At 65.3% G+C, this 21,241-nt stretch carries 21 protein-coding genes and 2 pseudogenes; 13 read left to right on the top strand and 10 right to left on the bottom strand.

The features are described from left to right. Nucleotides 1-6: 6 nt before the first annotated feature. Complete coding sequence (locus A5643_RS15235; protein ID WP_066857330.1) at nt 7-2,289, top strand: MMPL family transporter; 2,283 nt, start codon at nt 7-9, stop codon at nt 2,287-2,289. Between the two features lie 2 nt (nt 2,290-2,291). After that, nucleotides 2,292-2,933: a class I SAM-dependent methyltransferase gene (locus A5643_RS15230; protein WP_066857327.1), complete on the top strand. Its 642-nt coding sequence runs from the start codon at nt 2,292-2,294 to the stop codon at nt 2,931-2,933. A gap of 12 nt (nt 2,934-2,945) precedes the next feature. On the opposite strand, the gene A5643_RS15225 is transcribed toward A5643_RS15230, so the two are convergent. Beyond that, a complete protein-coding gene (locus tag A5643_RS15225; RefSeq protein ID WP_066857325.1) occupies nt 2,946-3,665 on the bottom strand; it encodes an NAD-dependent deacylase in 720 nt (239 codons plus the stop codon). 36 nt (nt 3,666-3,701) lie between these two features. Between A5643_RS15225 and A5643_RS15220 the strand changes: the two genes are divergently transcribed. After that, nucleotides 3,702-4,121 carry an Rv1152 family transcriptional regulator gene (locus tag A5643_RS15220; RefSeq protein ID WP_066857323.1) on the top strand — a complete coding sequence of 140 codons (420 nt, stop codon included), beginning with the start codon at nt 3,702-3,704 and terminating at the stop codon, nt 4,119-4,121. On the opposite strand, the gene A5643_RS15215 is transcribed toward A5643_RS15220, so the two are convergent. Continuing rightward, nucleotides 4,040-4,891, bottom strand: a complete 852-nt coding sequence (locus tag A5643_RS15215; protein WP_066857318.1) for a class I SAM-dependent methyltransferase — start codon at nt 4,889-4,891, stop codon at nt 4,040-4,042. The genes A5643_RS15220 and A5643_RS15215 overlap by 82 nt on opposite strands. Before the next feature lie 12 nt (nt 4,892-4,903). Further along, nucleotides 4,904-5,425: a DUF1697 domain-containing protein gene (locus tag A5643_RS15210; protein ID WP_066857315.1), complete on the bottom strand. Its 522-nt coding sequence runs from the start codon at nt 5,423-5,425 to the stop codon at nt 4,904-4,906. A 40-nt stretch (nt 5,426-5,465) separates the two neighbouring features. Between A5643_RS15210 and A5643_RS15205 the strand changes: the two genes are divergently transcribed. After that, nucleotides 5,466-5,909, top strand: a complete 444-nt coding sequence (locus A5643_RS15205; protein ID WP_066857312.1) for a PPOX class F420-dependent oxidoreductase — start codon at nt 5,466-5,468, stop codon at nt 5,907-5,909. Here A5643_RS15205 and A5643_RS15200 read toward each other — a convergent pair. The 3 genes from A5643_RS15200 to A5643_RS15190 form a co-directional block, all read right to left on the bottom strand. Beyond that, nucleotides 5,839-7,227 carry an acyltransferase family protein gene (locus A5643_RS15200; protein ID WP_066857309.1) on the bottom strand — a complete coding sequence of 463 codons (1,389 nt, stop codon included), beginning with the start codon at nt 7,225-7,227 and terminating at the stop codon, nt 5,839-5,841. The genes A5643_RS15205 and A5643_RS15200 overlap by 71 nt on opposite strands. Nucleotides 7,228-7,319: 92 nt before the next feature. Continuing rightward, a complete protein-coding gene (locus tag A5643_RS15195) occupies nt 7,320-7,751 on the bottom strand; it encodes a hypothetical protein (RefSeq protein WP_066857305.1) in 432 nt (143 codons plus the stop codon). Nucleotides 7,752-7,900: 149 nt separating this feature from the next. After that, on the bottom strand, nt 7,901-8,197 hold the full coding sequence (locus A5643_RS15190; protein WP_156628836.1) for a DUF732 domain-containing protein: 297 nt from the start codon (nt 8,195-8,197) through the stop codon (nt 7,901-7,903). A gap of 257 nt (nt 8,198-8,454) precedes the next feature. Between A5643_RS15190 and A5643_RS18945 the strand changes: the two are divergent. The 3 genes and pseudogenes from A5643_RS18945 to A5643_RS15180 all read left to right on the top strand — a co-directional run. Continuing rightward, nucleotides 8,455-8,632, top strand: a pseudogene (locus A5643_RS18945) (ATP-binding protein); the annotation flags it as partial. Nucleotides 8,633-9,049: 417 nt separating this feature from the next. Then, a complete protein-coding gene (locus A5643_RS15185; RefSeq protein ID WP_066857299.1) occupies nt 9,050-10,180 on the top strand; it encodes an LLM class flavin-dependent oxidoreductase in 1,131 nt (376 codons plus the stop codon). Between the two features lie 326 nt (nt 10,181-10,506). Continuing rightward, nucleotides 10,507-11,106, top strand: coding sequence for a TetR/AcrR family transcriptional regulator (locus A5643_RS15180; RefSeq protein WP_197497746.1), 600 nt, complete (start codon nt 10,507-10,509; stop codon nt 11,104-11,106). Here A5643_RS15180 and A5643_RS15175 read toward each other — a convergent pair. After that, nucleotides 11,083-11,700, bottom strand: a complete 618-nt coding sequence (locus A5643_RS15175) for a TetR/AcrR family transcriptional regulator (RefSeq protein WP_066857292.1) — start codon at nt 11,698-11,700, stop codon at nt 11,083-11,085. The two genes, A5643_RS15180 and A5643_RS15175, sit on opposite strands and share 24 nt — an antisense overlap. A 631-nt stretch (nt 11,701-12,331) precedes the next feature. On the opposite strand from A5643_RS15175, the gene A5643_RS15170 reads away from it, so the two are divergent. From A5643_RS15170 to A5643_RS15150, 5 genes are all read left to right on the top strand, one after another. Continuing rightward, complete coding sequence (locus A5643_RS15170; RefSeq protein WP_286143669.1) at nt 12,332-13,459, top strand: LLM class flavin-dependent oxidoreductase; 1,128 nt, start codon at nt 12,332-12,334, stop codon at nt 13,457-13,459. A gap of 53 nt (nt 13,460-13,512) precedes the next feature. Next, on the top strand, nt 13,513-13,932 hold the full coding sequence (locus A5643_RS15165) for a RidA family protein (protein ID WP_066857285.1): 420 nt from the start codon (nt 13,513-13,515) through the stop codon (nt 13,930-13,932). A gap of 7 nt (nt 13,933-13,939) precedes the next feature. After that, nucleotides 13,940-14,353 (top strand): nuclear transport factor 2 family protein, encoded by a 414-nt coding sequence (locus A5643_RS15160; RefSeq protein WP_082948985.1) that lies wholly within the window; start codon nt 13,940-13,942, stop codon nt 14,351-14,353. Between the two features lie 78 nt (nt 14,354-14,431). Further along, entirely contained in the window at nt 14,432-15,370 is a 939-nt protein-coding gene (lipP1, locus tag A5643_RS15155) for a LipP1 family hormone-sensitive lipase (protein WP_066857279.1), read from the top strand. Nucleotides 15,371-16,011: 641 nt separating this feature from the next. Then, nucleotides 16,012-16,614, top strand: coding sequence for a TetR/AcrR family transcriptional regulator (locus A5643_RS15150; RefSeq protein WP_066857277.1), 603 nt, complete (start codon nt 16,012-16,014; stop codon nt 16,612-16,614). 193 nt (nt 16,615-16,807) lie between these two features. Here A5643_RS15150 and A5643_RS15145 read toward each other — a convergent pair whose 3' ends face one another. Then, entirely contained in the window at nt 16,808-18,271 is a 1,464-nt protein-coding gene (locus A5643_RS15145) for an aldehyde dehydrogenase (RefSeq protein ID WP_066857274.1), read from the bottom strand. Between the two features lie 318 nt (nt 18,272-18,589). Then, entirely contained in the window at nt 18,590-19,060 is a 471-nt protein-coding gene (locus A5643_RS15140; RefSeq protein WP_197497745.1) for a DUF2867 domain-containing protein, read from the bottom strand. 363 nt (nt 19,061-19,423) lie between these two features. Here A5643_RS15140 and A5643_RS15135 point away from each other — a divergent pair, with 363 nt between their 5' ends. Continuing rightward, nucleotides 19,424-20,389, top strand: coding sequence for a zinc-binding dehydrogenase (locus A5643_RS15135; RefSeq protein ID WP_066857268.1), 966 nt, complete (start codon nt 19,424-19,426; stop codon nt 20,387-20,389). Between the two features lie 94 nt (nt 20,390-20,483). On the opposite strand, the pseudogene A5643_RS18775 reads toward A5643_RS15135, so the two are convergent. Further along, nucleotides 20,484-21,217, bottom strand: a pseudogene (locus A5643_RS18775) (transposase family protein); the annotation flags it as partial. Nucleotides 21,218-21,241: the final 24 nt, after the last annotated feature.

Genomic DNA, 21,241 nt, shown 5'->3' with positions numbered 1-21,241 from the left:
CACCTGGTGTTGCAGCGGATCGCCCGGCTGGCCATCGCCGCGCCGCGGCGCGTCACCGCCGTCGCCGCCCTGCTGATGGTCGCCGCGGCCGTCTTCGGCGTCCCGGTCGCCCAGAACCTGTCGGCGGGCGGGTTCCAGGACCCGCACTCCGAATCGAGTCGGGCGACGGCGCTGCTGACCGAGAAGTTCGGCCAAAGCGACCAGCAACTGCTGATCCTGCTCACCGCACCCGACGGCGTCGAAGCGGCGCCGGCCCGCGGTGTGGGCACCGAGATCGTCGAACACCTGGACCACTCGCCGTGGGTGCTCAGCGTCTCCTCGCCGTGGACCGCGCCGCCGGCCGCGGCCGCCGAGCTGATCAGCCGCGACGGCCGGTCCGGGCTCATCGTGGCCAACCTCGACGGCGGTGAGACCCACGCGCAGCGCTACGCCAAAACCCTCGCCGACGAACTGGTGCACGACCGCGACGGGGTGCAGGTGCGCGCGGGCGGGGTGGCGATGCTCTACGCCCAGATCAACGAACAGACCGAGCACGACCTGCTGCGCATGGAAGCCATCGCGATCCCGCTGAGCTTCCTGGTGCTGGTCTGGGTGTTCGGCGGGCTGCTGGCGGCCGCCCTGCCGGTGGCCGTGGGCGCGCTGGCGATCGTGGGCTCGATGTCGGTGCTGCGGCTGATCAGCGCGGTGACCGACGTGTCGATCTTCGCGCTGAACCTGACGATCGCGATGGGCCTGGCCCTGGCGATCGACTACACGCTGCTGATCGTCAGCCGCTACCGCGACGAGATCGCCGCCGGCGTCGAACGCGACCGCGCGGTGCTACGCACCCTGGCCACCGCCGGGCGCACGGTGGTGTTCTCGGCGATCACCGTCGCCCTGTCGATGGCGGCGATGGTGCTGTTCCCGATGTATTTCCTCAAGTCGTTCGCCTACGCCGGCATCGCCGCGGTCGCCTTCGCCGCCACCGCCGCGATCGTGATCACCCCGGCGGTGATCGTGCTGGCCGGGGACCGCCTCGACGCCTTCGATGTGCGGCGGCTGGCGCGCCGGTTGCTGCGCCGACCGCCACCGCGGCCGCGCGCGGTGCAGGAGCAGTTCTGGTATCGCTCGACGAAGTTCGTGATCCGGCGCTGGCTGCCCACCGGCGGCGCCGTGGTGCTGCTGTTGCTGTTTCTCGGGGTGCCGTTTCTCGGGGTGAAGTGGGGTTTCCCCGACGAGCGGGTGCTGCCGCCGACGGCGTCGGCGCACCAGGTCGGCGACGAGTTGCGCACCGGCTTCGAGGACAACTCGGCGACCGCGGTGACGGTGGTGATCCCGGACGCCGACGGCCTCGACCCGGCCGACCTGCAGCGCTACGGCGCCGAGCTGTCGCAGGTGCCCGACGTGACGGCGGTGTCGACCCCGGCAGGCGCATTCGTCGACGGCCGGCCGGCCGGGCCGCCGATCGCACCGACCGGGGTGGCCGACGGGAGCGCGTTTCTCACCGTGACCAGCGCCGCCGAACTGTTCTCCGACGCCTCGGACGACCAGGTGGAGCGGTTGCACGCGGTCCCCGGGCCGGGTGGGCGCACGGTGTTGATGGCCGGGCTGGCCCCCACCAACCGCGACATCGTCGACACCATCATCGCGCGCACCCCGCTGGTGCTCGGCGCGATCGCGGTGGTCACGTTCGTGTTGCTGTTCCTGCTCACCGGCAGCGTGGTGTTGCCGATCAAGGCGCTGATGCTCAACGTGCTGTCGTTGACCGCGGCGTTCGGCGCGCTGGTCTGGATCTTCCAGGACGGCCACCTCGGCGCGCTGGGTACCACCCCGACCGGGACGCTGGTCGTCAGCATCCCGGTGCTGCTGTTCTGCATCGCCTTCGGGTTGTCGATGGACTACGAGGTCTTCTTGATCTCGCGGATCCGGGAGTACTGGCTGGCCTCGGGGCGCACGAGCGCCGACAACGACGAGAGTGTGGCGCTGGGGCTGGCCCGCACCGGCCGGGTGATCACCGCCGCCGCGCTGGTGATGTCGATCTCGTTCGCCGCGCTGATCGCGGCGCAGGTGTCGTTCATGCGCATGTTCGGGGTGGGGCTGACCCTGGCGGTGCTGGCCGACGCCACCTTGGTGCGGATGGTGCTGGTCCCGGCGTTCATGCACGTCCTCGGCCGGTGGAACTGGTGGGCCCCGGCCGCACTGACCCGGCTGCACGACCGGTTCGGCATCAGCGAAGCCGCGGAGGACCGGGTCGAGCCGCCCGAACCGGTGAGGCCTATCGTGGCCGGTGAGGACACCGTCGGGAGGTAACCGTGAGCAACACCGCAACCGTGAACAATCCGCTGTTCGCGCGGCTGTGGACCTACCTGTCCAGCCACGAGACCGAGTGGCTGCACGATCGGCGCCGGGAGAACCTCGCCGGGCTCTCCGGCCGGGTGCTCGAGGTCGGTGCCGGAACCGGCACCAACTTCGCCTTCTACCCCGACACCGTGCAGGAAGTGGTCGCCGTCGAGCCGGAGTCCCGGCTGCGCGAGGCGGCGGTGGCCGCCGCGGCCGACGCGCCGGTGCCGGTCACGGTGGTGGCCGGCACCATCGAAACCGTCGAGACCGGCGAGCCGTTCGACGCGGTCGTCTGCTCACTGGTGCTCTGTTCGGTGCAGGAGCCCGAGGCGGTGCTGCGGCAGCTGCTGTCGCGGCTGCGGCCGGGCGGGGAGCTGCGCTACTTCGAGCACGTGGCCAGCGCCGGGGCGCGCGGCGGGCTGCAACGCGTCGTCGACGCCACGTTCTGGCCGCGCCTGTTCGGCAATTGTCATACCCACCGCGACACCGAACAGGCCATCGTCGCCGCCGGGTTCGTCCCGGAGGACTCCCGGCGCGGCCGGCAGTTCCCGGCCTGGGCGCCGGTGCCGGTCTCGGAGTTCGTCCTCGGTCGCGCGCAGCGGCCGGCGGCCTAGATCAGGTACGGGTCAGTTTCGGCCGAGCAGCTCGGGCAGCCGCTGCAGCAGGGTCGGTAGCGCCGCGCTGGCCGATTCGCGCAACACCGCGCTGGCGCTGCCGGACAGCGGCGTCGGCTCCGGGTTGACCTCCACCACCGCAGCGCCACGCGCCAACGCCAACTCCGGCAGCCCCGCCGCCGGGTAGACGATCGACGAGGTCCCCACCACGACCACCACGTCGGCGGTCTGGGTCGCCTCGACCGCCCGCTGCCACGGCTCGGTGGGTAGCTGCTCGCCGAACCAGACGATGTCGGGGCGGATCAGATCACCGCAGCCGCACAGCGGCGGCTCGACCTCCAGCGCCGGCTCGGCCATCGCGGGAAGTTCACCGCGATAGGGCGCGTCGCAGCCGGCGCAGCGGAACCGGAACAGGCTGCCGTGCAGGTGGTGGACGGTGCTGCTGCCGGCCCGTTCGTGCAGGTCGTCCACGTTCTGGGTGACGACGGTGACCTCAGCGTGGTCCTCCCACGCCGCGACCGCCCGATGCCCGTCGTTGGGGGCGACCTGGCCGACCAGGTGGTGGCGCCACAGATACCAGCCCCAGATCCGCTCGGGGTGCTGCTGCCAGCCCTGGATGCTGGACAACTCGTAGGGGTCGAAGCGGGCCCACAGGCCGTTCTTGTCGTCCCGGAACGTCGGCACCCCGCTCTCCGCGGAGATGCCCGCGCCGCTGAGCACCGCTATTCGCATGACCCCAACCTAGCGAACCGCTGCGATACTGGGCAGATGGAGCTGGCGCGGTGGCTGCGCATCGACCCGTCGGACACGGCACCGCTGTTCGACCAGATCCGGGTCCAGGTCATCGACGGGGTGCGCGACGGAACGCTGCCACCGGGCACCCGGCTGCCGACGGTCCGGGAGTTGGCCGGTGAGCTGCGGTTGGCGGTGAACACCGTGGCGCGGGCCTACCGGGAGCTGGAGGCGGCCGGCATCGTGGAGACCCGCCGCCGGCTGGGCACGTTCGTCGCCCGCACCGACCCCACCGACACGGCGATGGCCGCCGCCGCGGCCGCATACGCCGATGCGGTGCGTCGGGTGGGGTTGGGCCACGCCGAGGCGCGGCGTTACCTCGACGCCGCGTTCGACTCGGCGAAGTCCACCAGCGTCAGCGCCCCGCGCAGCCCGTCCAGCAGCGGCACCGAGTAGCTCATCCCCAGCAGCGTGTTGAACACCGGGCCGCGCCCGCGGGGCAGCCGCAGGTCGTGCACGGTCTGCACCCCGGGCAGCGTCATGAGCAGTTCGGCCAGCGCATGCGCCGGGCGGCTGAACGGCATCGGCGGCACCCGGTAGCGGCGGGAGGGCCGCAGCCCCAGCCCGGAGCGGCTCAACGCCGACAGCCACAGCGGCGCCAGGTCGAACAGCATCTGCGCGCCCGGGAAGCGGCGCGCGCATTCGGCGATCAAGCCCAGCGCCTGCTCGGGCTGCAGGTACATCAACAGCCCTTCGGCGGTGATGAACACGCCCCGGTCGGTGTCGACGTGGTCCATCCAGCTGTAATCCAGCGCGGACTGGGCACGCGCGGTGATCCGCGGGGAGGCCGGCAGCAGCCGGGAGCGCACCTCGACCACTGGCGGCAGGTCCACGGTCAGCCAGCGGAAGCGGGCGTCGGGGATGGCGGCGTCGAGGCGCCAGAAGCTGGTCTGCAACCCTTCGGCCAGCGCGACCACCGTCGCTTCGGGGTGCCGGTCCAGGTAGCGGCGGGTGTGGGTGTCGAAGGCCCGGGCGCGCAACGCCATGTCCTGGCGGGTGCGGCCGAATTTGGCGAAGTCGTAGTCGATGGACTCGACCAGCCGGATCGCCATCGGGTCGTCGAGGATGGCGTCGGGGCGGGCTGCCTCGCGGGCCCGGGAGTTCAGCGTCATCAACGCCGTCTCCGAGACACCGTCGAGCGTGACCGGGTGTTTAGTGGGGCTCATCGATTAGCGACCCTACCCGGCCAGCACCTTGTTCAGCGTCCGCAGATTGCGGGTGGTGGTCGACGCCTTGTAGCGCGCCTTCCCCATCGTCTTGCCGATCGCGCTGTCCAGGGTGGCGGCTTTGGGTACCTGCCAGTAGAGGACACCGTCGCCGCGTGCGATCCGCTCGTCGGGGCTCTCGAGCGCCGCCAGCTCCTCGAGCACGGCCGGGTCGGCGACGAAGGTGACATAGGAGTGAAAGCCGTCGACCTCCGGTGCGAACGGGTAGGCGGCGACGATGTCGGCGACGGTGGCCAGCGGGTAAGCCAACACCCACGCCTCGTAGCCGAACCGGTCGCGCAGCGCCGCTTCGGCGCGCTCCCGCACCGACTGCACCGGCGCCGGCGACTCGGCGACGACGTTGCCGCTGGCCAGCACGGTGCGCACGGCGGTGAACCCGGCGTCGGTGAGCGTCGCGGCGACGTCGGCCATCGCGATCCGGATGCCGCCGACGTTGACGCCGCGCAGGAACAGCGCGTAACACTCGCCGGTCATGACCGGATCGTAGGCCGCGCGGCGACGTAGGATTTCCGGTATGACACGCCAGGTCTTCGACGACAAGCTGTTGGCGGTGATCGGCGGCAATTCACTGGGTGTGCTGGCCACCCTCAAACGGGACGGCCGGCCGCAGTTGTCCAACGTGTCCTACCACTTCGACCCCCGCGAACAGCTCATCCGGGTCTCGGTCACCGAGCCGCGGGCCAAGACCCGCAACCTGCGCCGCGACCCGCGCGCCTCACTGCTGGTGTCCTCCGATGACGGCTGGTCTTACGCGGTTGCCGAGGGCACCGCGCAGCTGACCCCGCCGGCCGCCGCGGCCGACGACGCCACCGTGGCCGGCCTGGTCGAGCTGTACCGCCATATCGCCGGGGAGCACCCCGACTGGGACGAGTACCGCCAGGCCATGGTCACCGACCGGCGGGTGCTGCTGACGCTGCCGATCGAGCATCTCTACGGGGCGCCGCCGGGGCGGTACTGAGCGTCGCGGCGCGGTCCCCGGCGGCCAGCAGCCGGGCGGTGACCAGCGCGGTCAACAGCACCGCCATGCAGTAGAGCCCGTCGTCCTTGAGTCCCCACTTCACCGAGACCAGGGTGGCGGCCCCCGCCACACACAGCAGCGCACCGACCGCCGCGCTGCGTGCGCCCGGCGTGCGCACCGAGCCGCCGTCCCACCCCGGCAGCGGCGTGTTCTCGATCGGCTGCAACGTCACGAACAGGACGGCCACCAGCACCGCCATCACCGCCACCTGCGCCACACTAAGGGCGGTCAGGTGCGGCTCGCCGGGGTAGCGGGCCAACCCCAGGTAGTCGAAGACCAGATGGACGGCGAGCAGCGCGGGCATGTGCCACAGGTAGAGCGTCATCGCGCCGGAGTTGCCGATCGCAGCCAGCCACCACACCCGCGGGCGCTGCGCCCACCGGGTGATCGCCGGGGCGGCGGCGATGGCGAAGCAGCACATCATGATCGCGTGGCCGGCCAACAGCAGCGACGGCGGGGACATGTTGGCCATGCGCTGGCCTTCGATGCCGACCAGGCTCAACTCGTAGGGGCCGGCAACCAGCAACGCCAGGTTGACCGCCAGCATCCCCAGCCCGGCGCGGAAGCCGGTGCGGGCGTCGAGCAGCCGGCGCCGGTAGGCCACCCCCAGCATCCCGGGGATCAGCCACACGCTCATGTTCAGATAGCCCAGCAGCGGCGCGCCCGGCGCGCCGGTGGCGTCGGCGGCGTGCAGCCGCACCGCGTCGACCACCCCGATCAGCAGGTACACCCCGGCCACCCCGGCGGCCAGGCGACCGACGCTGGTGATGCGGTATAGCAGCGGCACCGCGGCGAGCACCAGCATGTAGGCGCCGAGGAACCACAGCAGTTGCACACTGATCCCGGCGATCGGCCGGTAGACGTCGACCGGCAGCAGCAGCCGCAGCGCGGTGAGCGCCGCCGCCCAGAACGCCAGGTAGTAGAAGACCGGCCGGTACAGCCGGGTGGCGCGCCGCAGCAGCCACCCGCCCCAGCTGGCGCCGGGCCGCCAGGACTGCACGCAGGCGGCCGCCCCGGCGAAGAAGAACAGCGGCATGATCTGGAAAACCCAGGTCAACGCCTGAAACACCACCGAGGTGGTGAGCAGGTTGTCCCAGTGGAACACCTGATCGCGGATCACGCTGGTCGCCATGATCGTGTGGCCGGCGACCACCCCGACGAGCGACACGATGCGGATGACGTCGATCGCGCGGTCCCGGTCGGCCGGGGTCTGTGCGGCCACCTCGGCGGGGGAGGGGAATCCCAGTAGCTGTGTCATGCGCCAAACGCTAACGGCGCCGCGGGTAGGTAATTCCCCTTAATTTGGCCCCGGCCGGCGACATTTGGCCCCGGCGCGACCGGCCGGTGGTGTCAGTCGGTGGTGCCGGAGGGCTCGTCGGCTTCGGCCCGGGCTAGCCGGGCCTGGACCGCCGCCCATTCGGCGGCGTTGAGGAAGTAGTTGGCCAACGCCATCGCGGCCGAGGCGTTCTCTTCCGCGTTCTCCGCGGCCCGCTCGGCGTTCTTGCCCTTCAGATCCTGCTGCCACTGCTCGAAGTCGGCCCGCATCGCGGTGACCTGCCGCTCCACCGCGGTCTTGGTCTCCGCCCACCAGCTGCGCGACCCCTCCTGCGCCTGGGTGACCGCGTCGTCGAATTCCTGCTTCTTGCGCTCGAACTCGTCCTCGAGCTCCTGCCGACGGGACTGCAGCGCCGCCTTGCCCTTCTCGGCGGTGTCGGTGAATGAATCCTCGAAACGCTTGACCCGCTCGGCCAGCTCGCTCAACACCTCGGACAGTGGGATCAACGGTGCTCCTTACCTTCGGATACGCCGGAATCCGGCCGATCGGACGCGGCCGGCGGCTGTTGCCGGCGACCCTACCCGAACCGGCGCTGACCTGCGCCGCGTCGCTGATGCGGCCAGCGGGCGGACCGCTCGGGCCGGTGCCGCGGGCGCTACTGCACCGGGCAGGCGTACTGACGAGCCACGTCGAGCAGGCGCTGGTTGGCGCCGGGGCCGATCACGCCCTGCGCGGTCAACTCCCAGCCGATCAGACCGGGAACGCCGCCCTCACAGGCCTGGTGGGCGACCCGCCACGCGGTGTCCGGGTTCAGGTGGAACCCGTTGCGCTCCAGGCCCTGCATGTAGTTGTCGAACTCCGGCGTGCCCTGGTCGGGGATCGCGTTGGCGGCGCCGGCGAAGGCGACGGCGGCGATCACCGCGCCGATCAGAGGTGCGAGCAGCCGTCTCATGGTCATCCTCTTCCGTGTTCGGTTGTCGATGATCAGATTTGCACACCGGACCGACATCGGGGGCGGGGGCCTTACGGTTCGGAGAACCACACGGCGGCGTTTCTTGTGGTTATCACGGAGAACTAGTATCAGTTCTGCGTTTACCCTGAACGAAAGTTAATATTTTCCTCCTGTTCCCGGCATGCGAAACTCCCCGCCTCCCGAGTGGTGCTCGTCTCCTCTGATTGGCCCAGGAGGCGGTTCTTCGATGGTCCAGACCCTTCGAGCAAGCCATCACGAACCTGTTCTGCAACTCGTCAGTAGTCGCTACGAACGTGCTTCGTTGATCTTCATCCCCACCCCGCCGTTCAGCGGCTGGGGCAGAGCGTTCGGTGACCAGACCGTCGCCGAAAGCTTGACCGCATCATCCACCACGCCGAATTCATCGCGCTAAAGGCGCCAGCCACTGGGTCAAACACACCGCGATTGAGTCGCTGCTCTTCGTCAAAGCCGGCCGTCGGGCAGACTCAACCTCGTAATCACACTGCTCACATTTCAGCCGGAGAACTACGCAGCTTTCGGCCGAACCGACGCCCCGACCAGCGGTGTCGGAAACGTCAGCTTGGTATACCGAGTAGACAAACAGCCAATTCGTCACCGACGCCGTATCCCGGCTCTAGCGCGAGGTGGCGGTTATGGTGTTCGCCTCGCGAGCCAGGATGAGGTCCAGCATATCCCCAGCTGAAGAGCTACGCGTGGGTCACGAGTCTGCGGTGCTTGACCTTCGCCACATACCGACGTTACTGTGATAGTTATCATATTGCACTGGCAAGTCAGTATCAAAAAGTTGCAGCGTCATCGCAGGAGGACAACGTGAGATTCGGCACCCTGAGTGAGGCAGACACTCCGGACGGGATGACCCACTACCACCGCTATCACGAGCAGTTGGAGGAGGCGGCGTTCGCCGACTCGCTGGGGTTCGACTTCTGGGGTATCTCGGAACAGCACTTCCTGCCGACAACGAGCACCATCTCCGCCCCCGAGACTTTTTTCGCAGCCGTGGCTGCGCGGACGAGCCGGATCAAGCTGCGGTTCCTGTCGATCGTGATGCTGCCGTTCAATCACCCGGTCCGGGTGGCGGAACGGTTGGCGACCTTGGACATTCTGTCGGATGGTCGAATCGAACTGTGCACAGCCAGGTCGAACAGCCCGTTCACCCTCGACGTCTTCGGCGTCGATCCCAACGACACCCGGGAGCTGTGGCGGGAGGGGACCGAAGCAACGATCCGAGCCCTCGTCGAGGACCCGTTCGAGTTCAACGGCAAGCACTACAAGATCCCGCCGCGTTCGGTCACGCCCAAGTTGTACCGGGACGAGATGTTCCCGGTCATGGTTATCGGAACTAGCCTGGAATCGTGCAAAATTGCCGGTGAGAACGGCCTCGGCGTGGTAACACACGACAGCTGGGGCGGTTGGGGGTATATCGAGAAGTGCGCCGAACTCTACAAGGCCGCGATCGCCGACGCGAAGCCCTTCGCGCCGTATCCGGTGACCAACTCGCTCGCCTATGCTTTCGCGACAGCGAACTGCGACGCCGACGTCGAGCGTGCCTATGAGACCGCACGCCACATCGCCGAGGGGTTCATCGCGCTCGGTAACCGGATGTATGCTCCGCTGGTCAAGGCATCGGACACTTATTCTGCCTTCGCTCAGTTGCAGGATGTTTACGAGAATCGCCACGATCTCGACTACGTCATGGACAAGACACCCACAGTTCTGCTGGGAACGCCAGAGAAATTCATCGAGACCATCGAGCGGCTCGAGGCGCTCGGGTTCGACGAGGTCGCCATGCGCATTGACGGGTACGGGCATGAACAGAACATGCGGAACATCGAAATGATCGGGAAGTACGTGATCCCGCACTTCAAGGCGAAGAAGGCGGTCGTCCCGAGCCAGTACCGCACCGAGCTCGGCGTCGACAACGTACCTCGGTCGTTGATCTGAGCGTTATCGCCGTTCCGTGTTGAGACCAGCGATCGGGTGAAACGAAGACCGTCGACCGACGATGCCGCCCAGGGAGATGCACCCCTTCGAATCGACCACCTGCGGTGCGGTGATCGGGACTCGCTGCGGACATCCTTCCCATTCCGATCCCGGTGCAGCGGGACGGAGGGGACCGAACGTGTCATGTGGCGTTCCGCCAGCACCGTATGGTGTCGAGATGTCCTAGCGGCGGGCCCTTTATCCCCACGTTAACCTGCCGAGTATCTGTCGCGCGGGGTCCCACGCGGTGGTGTCCGAGTAAGGTACCTCCGGGAAGGATTTCTGCAATGACTTCAGAAGCCACGCAACGCAGGAGGCGAGCGGCGCTAGCCGCAGCCACGGACCTGTTCGGACGCAAGGGCTGGCCTGTGGCCACAGCGGATGAGATCGCTCTGGCCGCGGGGATAACGAAACGAACCCTGTACAGCTACTTCGGGACCAAGCAGGGTCTCCTGTACGAGGTGGGGAAGTCGATCATCGATGTTAGCCGGCAACGGTACGAGGAGCTATCGGACATCGATGGGCCACCGGCCGAGATGATGCGCACTGTTGTCGCCGGCTATACGGATTTGATCTTCACCTTTCGCGTCGAGTACGTGGTGTTCCTCGAGGAGATGAAGCATCTAGACGACGCCCAGTTGGTTCACGTTTCGGAGATCAGTGATGAGTGGGTGGCCCTGGTCCGTCGAATCGTGGAGGAAGGGCAGGAATCGGGTGATTTCGATACCGAACTCGATGCGATTGTCGCGACTTTCACGATTCTGGGGATGCTCAACGGGATGGTGTATTGGATCCGCCGGGAGGGCACCACGTGGGCGCGGGCGGATATCGCAGCTCAGATGGCCGAATTGGTGCTCAACGGCCTAACGGTCAACAAGACCCGTTAGCAGCAGGCGGGTGACCTCGCTGTTGAATTCGCTCCGCTTCAGGCGACCACGGGGCCGGTACCAGCGGTACACCGTGGCAAGTGTGTAGAAAATCGCCGTGGCGGCCACGACACTGTCGACGGTGTCGTTGTTGGTCTCGGCCAGAACATCCTCGATCGCGTCGACGAGGATCAGGCAAACGGCGTCCGCGCGGTGTTCAGCCTTTTTTCGGGCGCGCCCGGATAGATACTTCAGGCCCTCCAGCGACGTCGCGAATTCATTGGGGTACTTGGTGGCGAACTGGGTGAACACCGTCACCATGCGGGTCAGCCGCTCGGTGGCGGGAACATCTTCTTCCTGTTGGATCGCGGTCAGCTCCCCCATCAGGTTGTCCATCAGGCGTTGCTGAATCGTCTCCAGGATCGATTGCTTGTTCTTCAAGTGGTAGTAGACGGTGCCCCGGAGTTCCTGAACCGCTTCCGCGATCTCCTCGGTTGTCGTGGCGGCAAAGCTCTTGCGGGCGAAAAGCTCTGCAGCGGTGGTGAGGACGCGATCCCGTAGCGCAGCCGATGCGGCAGAAAGTGCGGAATCGGGTTGTCCCGAAACACTGTGCATGGCCGTCAGCCTAGCCTGCCGCGGGGGAGGCAGGGACCCGGAACACGCTTGAGACCGGGCGAGAACCGCACCAAGCGAACATCGTTGTTTCCGGGCCGGGAGCCGTGACCGGGTCCGGAGGGCAGTGAGGGCAGTCGCGCACCTGACCTCGCTGGCCGAACGACGGCGGGTCCGCCGCGCGGCGGAATGGCAGCGTGGGGTCGCGTGGGTGGACAACCCGTGCTACCGCGAGATCGTCCGTCTGGGACGGCCGCGATGTCGACGGCTTCGGTACCCCACGTAGTCGTTCATCGTCCGGCGGGGTTCCGGCCGATACGAATAGTGAAGGGGACCACAGCGAGGTCGGCCGTCTTGTGTCCAGGTCCGCGCGGAGTGCTCGGCGCGGCCGGTTCGATCGGTCATTGGGCCGCGCAGCCACCACAACCTTCGTTATGTCCACTGGATCATGTTCCGGCACAGTCGGTTAGCGAGTCGAGCCCTACCGATACGGCACAGGCACCGCTCGGCGCGATGCGCGGGGACCAAAATCGAAAAAGAACTTGACTCGGGTGGTCAGCTCATATAGCTTCAACTCCACGGCAGTATACCGGCCCGTCAGTGCACCTCAACCTGGACAAACTGGAGAGCGATCGTGAAATTTGGTTTTTTGGCTGAAGCGGATACCCCAGAGGGTATGACCCATTACCACCGCTACCACGAGCAGTTGGAGGAAGCTGCATTTGCGGATTCGTTGGGGTTCGACTTCTGGGGCATCTCAGAACAGCACTTCCTGCCGACGACCAGTAGCATCTCCGCGCCGGAAGTCTTCTTCGCCGCGCTGGCGGCTCGGACGAGCCGGATCAAACTGAGGTTCCTGTCGATGGTGATGCTTCCGTTCAACCACCCGGTGCGGAATGCCGAGCGGTTGGCGAGCCTGGACATCATCTCGCACGGCCGCGTCGAACTGTGTACGGCCCGGTCTAACAGCCCCTTCACGATTGATGTCTTCGGCATAAACCCCAACGAAACACGTGAAATGTGGCGCGAGGGGACCGAGGCGACCATTCGGGCCCTGACCGAGAATCCGTTCGAATTCAACGGAAAGCACTACCAGATACCGCCACGGACGGTCACCCCCCGGCTCTACAGGGACGAGCTGTTTCCAGTCTCGGTGATCGGCACCAGCTTCGACACGATGACGCTCGCGGGCAGTAGCGGCCTGGGCGTCGTGATGAATGACAACGGCGCGGGCTGGGATTACATCGAGAAATGTGCCCAGGCATATCAAGAGGCGAGCAAAGACGCGAAACCGTTCGCCCCGTACCCCGTCAACAAATCTATGGGATTCGCAATCATCGCGAACTGCGATCCCGACGACGATCGGGCGCGGGATACCGCACGGCACATCGTCGAGGGATTCATCTCTCTGGGCGACCGCATGTACACGCCGTTGGCCAAGGCCTCGGAGAGCTACAAGGACTTGGGCCAGATCCAAGACGTGTACCAAAACCGGTACGACCTCGACTACGTGATGGACAAGACGCCGCTGGTCGTAGTGGGAGAGCCCGACAGATTTATCAAGACCATCGAGCGCCTTCAGGCGCTGGGCTTCAACGAGGTGGTATTCCGCGTCGACGGTTACGGCCACGAGCAGAACATGCGCAGCATCGAGACCCTCGGTAAATATGTGATTCCACACTTCAAGGCTAAAGCGGCGAAGGTCCCGAGCCAGTACCGGACGGAGCTCGGGGTCGAGCAGGTACCCCAGAACCTGCTGTAGGGATTCCTCAACACAGTTTCCAGATCGAAACTCTCTCTGTGAAAGAAGGTATTGTGACCACTTTGAAATTCCACAACCCGGACTTTCTCTATGACTTGCCAGGGTTCGCGTGGGCCGTTGACGACGGCACGACGGTGCGGATCTCCGGTCAGTTCGCGACCGGTTCGGAGATGGTGCTGCTGAAGGAGTCGTTCGAGGATCAGTGCCGGCTGGCGTTCGAGAACCTCAAACGGTGCCTGGAGGAGGTGGGTTGTACCGATCAAGACCTCATCCACCTCGTCATTTACTTCGTCACCGATCCGGATGACTCGAGCGCGGAGGCGTTCAATCAGGATCTGGCTACGATGATCAGTGTCAAACTCGAGGTACTGCCGCAGGCGACCCCGGCAGCCGAACTGATCCCGGTTCCTCGCCTGATCCTGGACAAGCAGCGTTTTGAGGTCTCGGCCGTCGCGCGAAGTTCCCAGAAATGATCGGTTCATGAAGACAGCGGCTGGCGCATTGTACGAACGGTGGAAGACGGCTTGGCGGTCAGTGGACGGCGAGGCCATGAAGAATCTCTGGGATCGCAGCTACCCGGGTCTCATCTATCAGGCGGAGGAGAACGCCGAGGCGCTCGCCGGCTGGGATGAAATCGAAAGATATTGGGATACCGCACCGACTCTGGTCGATCGGGTATCCGGCTTCGAGGACCTGGGTTTCGATGTCAGTGAGGTCGGCGGCGCGGTCATCCTCTTCGGCCGAGTGTCATTCGACATCTTCGCCAAAGGGTTCTCAAAGCCGATCAGCGGTGGCATGCGAATGACCATGGTCTTGCACGTTGTCGACGGTGAGCTCAAATTGATTCATTATCACGAGTCGCGGCAGCTCGACCTGACGGCAGCGTTGAGTTGATCTGTTGGTCGGTCAATCTAATCGTTGTAATTCCTGTCAAATTAGTTCACTCACCGTAATATCGGCTTGGAGGGCCCAATGGCGTTACACCCCGAATCCCAGCGACTGCTCGACGCACTGAAGCAGGCCGGCGTCCATGCCTATGAGGAACAGACGGTTCCTCGGGCAAGGATGTCCGGCCGCGAGGGATTAGTTGCCCTGCAAGGGGAAGCGGTAGAAATGGCCGCCGTGATAAACCGCACGGTGCCCGGACCGGCTGGGGAGATCCCGGTTCGGATCTACAACCCGGGCGGCGGGAGGCCGCTGCCCGTGGTGGTGTACTTCCACGGCGGGGGATGGGTGCTGGGCGATCTCGATGTCCCGGATCGCCCGTTGCGGGTTCTCGCCAAGGCCGCGGAGGCCATCGTGGTCTCCGTCGACTACCGTCTCGCCCCGGAACACCGCTACCCGGCGGCATTCGACGACAGCTACGCGGCGACCGCCTGGGTCGCCGAACATGCGGCGGAGATCGGCGGCATTCCCGGCCAGATCGCAGTGTCCGGCGACAGCGCGGGCGGCAACTTGGCGGCGGCCGTCGCACTGGCGGCTCGGGACCGCGGTGGCCCGGCGATCTCCGCGCAGCTGCTGATCTACCCGATCGTCGATTTCAACTTCGACACGCCGTCGTATCGGGAGAATGCCGAAGGCTACGTGCTCACCAAACCCAACATGATCTGGTTCTGGGCGCACTACCTCGGTGCGCAGGACGTCGGTGACGACCCATATGTGTGCCCGATGCGTGCCCGGTCGTTCGCGGACCTGCCGCCCGCGTACGTCGCCACAGCCGAATACGACCCGCTCCGTGATGAAGGGGAAGCCTACGCGGCCCGGCTGCGGGATGCGGGTGTTGACGTGACGGCGCGCCGATTCGACGGAATGCTGCATGGCTTCTTCTGGGCGATGGCAGCGAACCCGAGTGCGGCCGGCATCGTCGATGACATGGTTGAGGTGCTGCGAGCATCGTGGGCTGAAGGCTGAGGCGGGTGTCGCCCGGGGCTCCGGGATGCTGCGCGTGAGGTCGACGAAAAAGGTCGAGGGGTGGCTTCGGGCGTTCGATGCTGCAACGCTCCCGAAGTGCGGCCACTGGGTAGGCGGGCCCATTGGCTTCCTCTTCATCTCGAATCACAACGAGGTCAGAGTTAGAGCGATGCCACCCGTCGGACGGTACACTGGCGCCGACCGTGAAGGCGACATCCGTCGGAGCTGTCCGTATCGGAGCCCTGTGTGCCGTCCAGATTGGCGGCGATGCGGTGAGTTGGACCGCGTAGCCATCGCCGGTTGGCGGGGGGCCTCCGAAGCGGGAGATCGGTGTTTCGGGGGGCAGCAAACAGCGCCACGAAATGGTGTTCGCCGCGCGCCCGCTGGCAGTTGGTGAGCAAAGCAGCATTGATCCGAGGCGACGGATCCGACGCGGATCATCGATGTGACTTTGCTGCCGGATATTCTCCGGGATAACTTGAGCGCATGTAAGCTGTAAGTACGAGGCTCTCACTGTAGGCATTGCCGACCGCATTCAAAGAACTCGGTTCGGTGCATCCTTGACACCGGTTGGCCGGGAGCGCGAGGTGAATGCGAACCGCCGGAGACCCCATCGAATTGTCGAGTGGAAAGAAAACGCGATGACGACGTCGGAGGCTGTTGAGCGTCGGCGCCGGGCCATGTTGGCCGCAGCGACGGATCTTTTCGGCCGGAAGGGGTGGCCGGTCGCCACAGCGGACGAAGTCGCGCTCCAGGCGGGCGTGACGAAAAGGACACTGTACAGCTATTTCGGTACGAAACAGGGGCTTCTGTACGAGGTTGGTAAGGCCCTCATCGATGTCAGTCGAGAGCGCTTCAACGAATTGGTGGCACTGCGCGGTTCGCCGACTGAACGCATGGCTGCGGTCGTCGTCGGCTATGCGGAGTTGGTCGTCATCTTCCATACCGAGTATTTAGTGTTCCTCGAGGAAATGAAACACCTGGATGATTTTCAGCTGGCTCATGTGACTGAAATCAGCGCAGAGTGGGTCGCTTTAGTCACTGACATCATCGAGGAGGGACAACGGATCGGGGAATTCGCGCGCGGGTATGACGCCGCGATAGTTGCGTTCACCATATTGGGGATGCTTAACGGAATCGTCTACTGGGTCGATATCGAAGAGCGATCGGAGTCGACTGTCAACCGAGCCGATCAGTTGGTCGAATTAATCTTCGAGGGGCTATCGATCATTCCGCGATCGTGAAAGTCAATGTTCGCGATGCCGTAGTCATCGATTAACCGGTCCGCAGAGCTGATCGACTCGCTGTGCCCTGTGCCTACTCAGCGGCGTCTGAAAGCGCTCCTATCAACGATGACCGACGTGACAACGGCTGAAGCGGCGTCCTCGTCGGCAGGGTGGTGACGGGGACGCCGGCTCGCCGGATCTCGGCGGTTCCTCAGTCGGAGGTCATCATCAATACCTTGGTCTCAAGGAATGTCGACAGCCCTTCGACACTGCCCTCCCGGCCCAGCCCGGACTCCTTGTATCCACCGAACGGTTGGACCGTGCACAGGTCCCACATGTTCACGCCGACTTGGCCCGTACGGATGCGGCGCGCGATCTGCTCGGCGAGTGCGTTGTCCTTGGCGAAGACCGCGCCGGATAGGCCGTATTTGGAATCGTTCGCGATCTCGACGGCATGATCGATGCTGTCGAAGGGGATGACGACTAGGACCGGACCAAAGATCTCCTCCTGGGCGATGCGCATGCTGTTGTCAACGTTGGCAAAGACTGTCGGCTCGACGAACCAGCCTCGAGGGATGTCCGGACGTTGACCGCCCACCGCAATTTCGGCGCCTTCCGTCCTACCGATCTCGATGTACTCCTCGATACGGTCACGTTGGCGCTCGGACACCACGGGACCGAACATCGTCGTCGGATCGCTGGGATCACCGACCTTGAACTGGGTGCTTGCGAACTTTAAAGCGGCGATGAGTTCATCCTGCCGTTCGCGCGGGACGAGGATCCGTGTCAGAGCGGCGCACACCTGGCCATTGTGTCCGAACCCCGACTGGATCAACGTCGGAAGTACCTGCTCCAACGGAAGGTCGTCGGCGATGATTGCAGCCGATTTACCGCCCAGTTCGAGCGTGACCGGGCGCACGAGTTCGCCGCAGAGTGCCCCGATGCGCCGGCCTGCAGCGGTACTCCCGGTGAAGGCGACTTTATCGACGCCGTCATGGGTCACCAGGTATTCACCGATCTCACGAGTGGCCGGAAGAACACTGATCACGCCAGGGGGGAAGCCTGCGGCAACGAGGGCATCCGCCAATATCATGATGCTGCCCAAGCCTTCTTCGGCCGGCTTGAGAATGACAGTGCATCCAGCGACCAGCGCGGGTGCGATTTTGTTGACCGCTCCGGCCACGGGGCCGTTCCACGGGATCACCGCGGCCACGACTCCGATCGGTTCCCGGACGATTTTCACTTTGCGGGCCGCGTCCCATTCCCGCACCTCTTCGAAGGGGAATCTTTCGTGGACGGTGATGGCGTCGTTGAGGACGGGCAACGCGAGTTGCTGACCCCACAAGGAGATGGACACGGGCGCACCGACGTCGGCAGTGAACGCGGCGGCCATATCCTCAAGGCGGCTTTCGATCTCCGTACACAATCGGACCAGGTACTCGGCACGTTCGGCAGGAGTCATCGATGGCCACGGTCCCTCGTCGAAAGCTATCCGCGCCTCGGCGACCGCTGCGTCGATATCTTCGCGCTCCGCTGCCGCGACCCGGGCAATGACCTGTTCCGTGGTCGGGGAGATGACATCAATCTTCGTGTCACTCGACGGTGTCCGCCACTCACCCCCGATCAATAGACGGTCATAGTTTCGGACCGATCCATGCGTGGCGTTCGATGTCAATTTCTCTCCTCGTTGCTCGGTTTGGTGACCCCGGGACTTGTTGGTATTCGGGTACGACTGATGATTCGGACGTCGACCACGCCGGAACGGCCTGCGGGAGGGTTTGGACGGCGTCGCGAAGGGGCACGGGTGCGCTCGGGTGAGGATCGGCCTCGTGCCGGTGGATGCTGCTGATGGTCCGTCCGTACGCGGGGTGGAGAATCCGCGGCGGCACCCCCCTCAAGAAGACAACTGTAAAAATACTGTCGAGCCAGGTTACTTCCTGCTCGATGGCGTATCGACGCCGGCGTACGGTGCATCACGATGGCGTACGGTGCATCACGATGGGTCGTCGGATGCCTTGGCTGCGACCTTGGCTGCGTGATCGATGAGGGATTTGACCGTGTTCCGGTGCATCGGTGCGAGCAGACCCCAAATGGTGCGACCGATCGAGCCGTCGAAGCGGATAAGGGTCGATATTCTGATGTCACCGTCCTTCGCAGAGAAGATGATCCTCGGGGTCCAGCGCTTCATGTCGAATCCGAGCACGACATGTTCGGGTTGATTCTCGACGATCCGTAGGCCGGCGATCTCGGCACCGGTGGCCGCGTCGGAGCGGGCGCGGAAGGGGGCGAGCGCCATGAACGCCAGTTTCAGGCTCGCCGGCGGGTCGGTTTCGAAGCAGAGTCGGGCCCACTGTTCGGCGGTCCGTGTATCGGGTGCCGCTGTGGCGAAAGAGTCCGAGTAGTCCACCCGATCCAGCAGGTTCATCGTCGCGACGTCGGTGGACAGCGGTACTCGGGTAGCCATGTGCATCTCCTCGGGGTGGTGGGTACTGGGGGCGGTATGCGACGGCGTCCCGTCAAGTGTTGCCGCATCTCTCCGCCCTTCCGGCGAAAGATGGGGCACGTCGGTCCGCTCCGGTTCGGCGGACATCGCGTCGCTGTATGACAGACATTGAGATCAATGTACACTGGCTCGCAGGTATACCAAAGCCTTTGTCATACAAACCTCGTGAGTAGCGGGTCGCGGCCTCGGCAGCGGTCAGTCAGCGGGACTCATGTGTCGCCCGGTCGGCACGCCACATCTCGGTTGACCAGTACGGAATCTTTTGACATAGCGCGGGATAGCCCCCGCAGCCAAGTAGCGGTAAACGAGGAGGTTGGACGCACAATGATCGGTGTGTACGCGAAGGCGTTCTCCGTTGAGAACCCACTCTCGGGACTGGTGGTCGGTGAGTGCCAAGATCCTGAACCGCCGGAAGGGTGGACGGTGGTTGAGGTTCGCGCGGCGGCGCTGAACCATCATGATCTGTGGGCCCTGCGGGGGGTAACAATCCTTCCTGACCAGCTTCCGATGATCTTGGGAACTGATGCCGCCGGAATCGATGAGGACGGCAATGAAGTCGTCATCCATCCGGTGGTGACCAACGACGACTGGCGTGGCGACGAAACTCTCGATCCCGCCGGTACCTTGTTGTCGGACATGCACCAGGGAACGTTGGCGGAACGGGTGATGGTCCCGCGACGGAATTTGATTCCGAAGCCGGCCGGTTTATCGTTCGAGCAGGCGGCGACGTTACCATCGGCTTGGTTGACCGCCTACCGCATGCTGTTCACCAAGGCCGACGTGCGGCCCGGGCAGACGGTTCTTGTGCAGGGGGCAGGCGGAGGGGTATCGAGCGCGGCGATCATGTTGGGGCGCGCTGCGGGATTGCGGGTATGGGTGACGTCGCGGTCGGGTGTCAAGCGGGAATGGGCACTACAGATGGGCGCGGATGCGGCCTTCGAGTCGGGGGCCCGATTGCCGGAGAAGGTCGACGTGGTGATCGAGACGGTCGGTACGGCGACTTGGGGCCACTCAATGAATTGTCTGCGCCCGGGCGGGACGCTCGTCGTCGCCGGTGGTACATCGGGATTCGATGTCGACACAGACCTGAAGCGGTTGGTGACGTCGCAATTCAACGTGGTCGGATCGATGGTTGGTACCGTTGAGGAGCTCGCGAAGCTGCTCCGGTTCGTCGAGGTCAGCGGAATCGAACCGGCCATCGACCGAGTGTTGCCGCTCACCGATGCGCACGCGGGATTTCAGGCGATGGCCGATAGCGATCAGTTCGGCAAAATCGTCCTCGTGCCATGAACCGGGTGTAAGGACGGTGCGGAGAGGCGTCCGAGGTTCGCCCGGCAACCGGTTGTGGGGTCGCGACGGGGCCCAAGTGGTACGGCAATCGTAACTCTTCGGCCAGGATCCCGTTGTAGCGCTCCACTTTGCGGCTGTGCCGCGGGGGTATGGGGTGATCCGCCGGTGGCGTGTGCCGCGTAGCACGGTGGCGAAATATTTGAACCGGTAGGCACATGTTTGGGTGTCGGTGATGATCCTATGGATGTGGGTGATGCCGTGGGCGGCCAAGAACACCCACGCTCGATGGGCAAACCGCATCGCGGTGCGCGCGGCCTCGTCGCGCAGCGTCTCGATGTAAGCCGGCGGGGAGAACATGTCTACCGCCGAGTCCAGGTAGACATATGGGCGGCGGGCGCGGGCGGTCTTGGCCCAGTCGATGACCCTGGCTCGGGCGGAGCCGCGGCCGCGGGTACGTCAGCCACCGCCATCGGGCATCCGGCCGACCTTTTTTGACACTGACGTAGACCATGTGGCCTGGCCACCGGGCCACGGTGCGCACCGAGATGGTGCTGCCGTGGGCGGCGGCCTACTCGTGCGCGTTGCGTCGAGCTGACCATTGGGGTTCGCCGGAGCGTGCCGAACCGAATGACACCTGCATGCCTGTGGCCACCGGTTGGCGGGACGCTCGATCGGTCGTGCAGGCCAAGCTCGCCATGGCGGCGATAGCGGTAAATCTACTTGCTCGCACAGGCCCTCAAGATGCTCATCTGCGCAGCGCGTCATAAAGATCCGACGGTGCACGCAGCGCTTGGCGATTCGGCCATGGCCCTCAACAGACCGCGGTATGACGGTGGGCCATGGACGGCCCTT

The organism is Mycobacterium sp. 1274756.6 (assembly GCF_001668625.1).
Lineage (GTDB): Bacteria > Actinomycetota > Actinomycetes > Mycobacteriales > Mycobacteriaceae > Mycobacterium.
The sequence above is the reverse complement of the archived record's forward strand: the minus strand, read 5'-3'. Positions and strand labels throughout refer to the sequence as shown.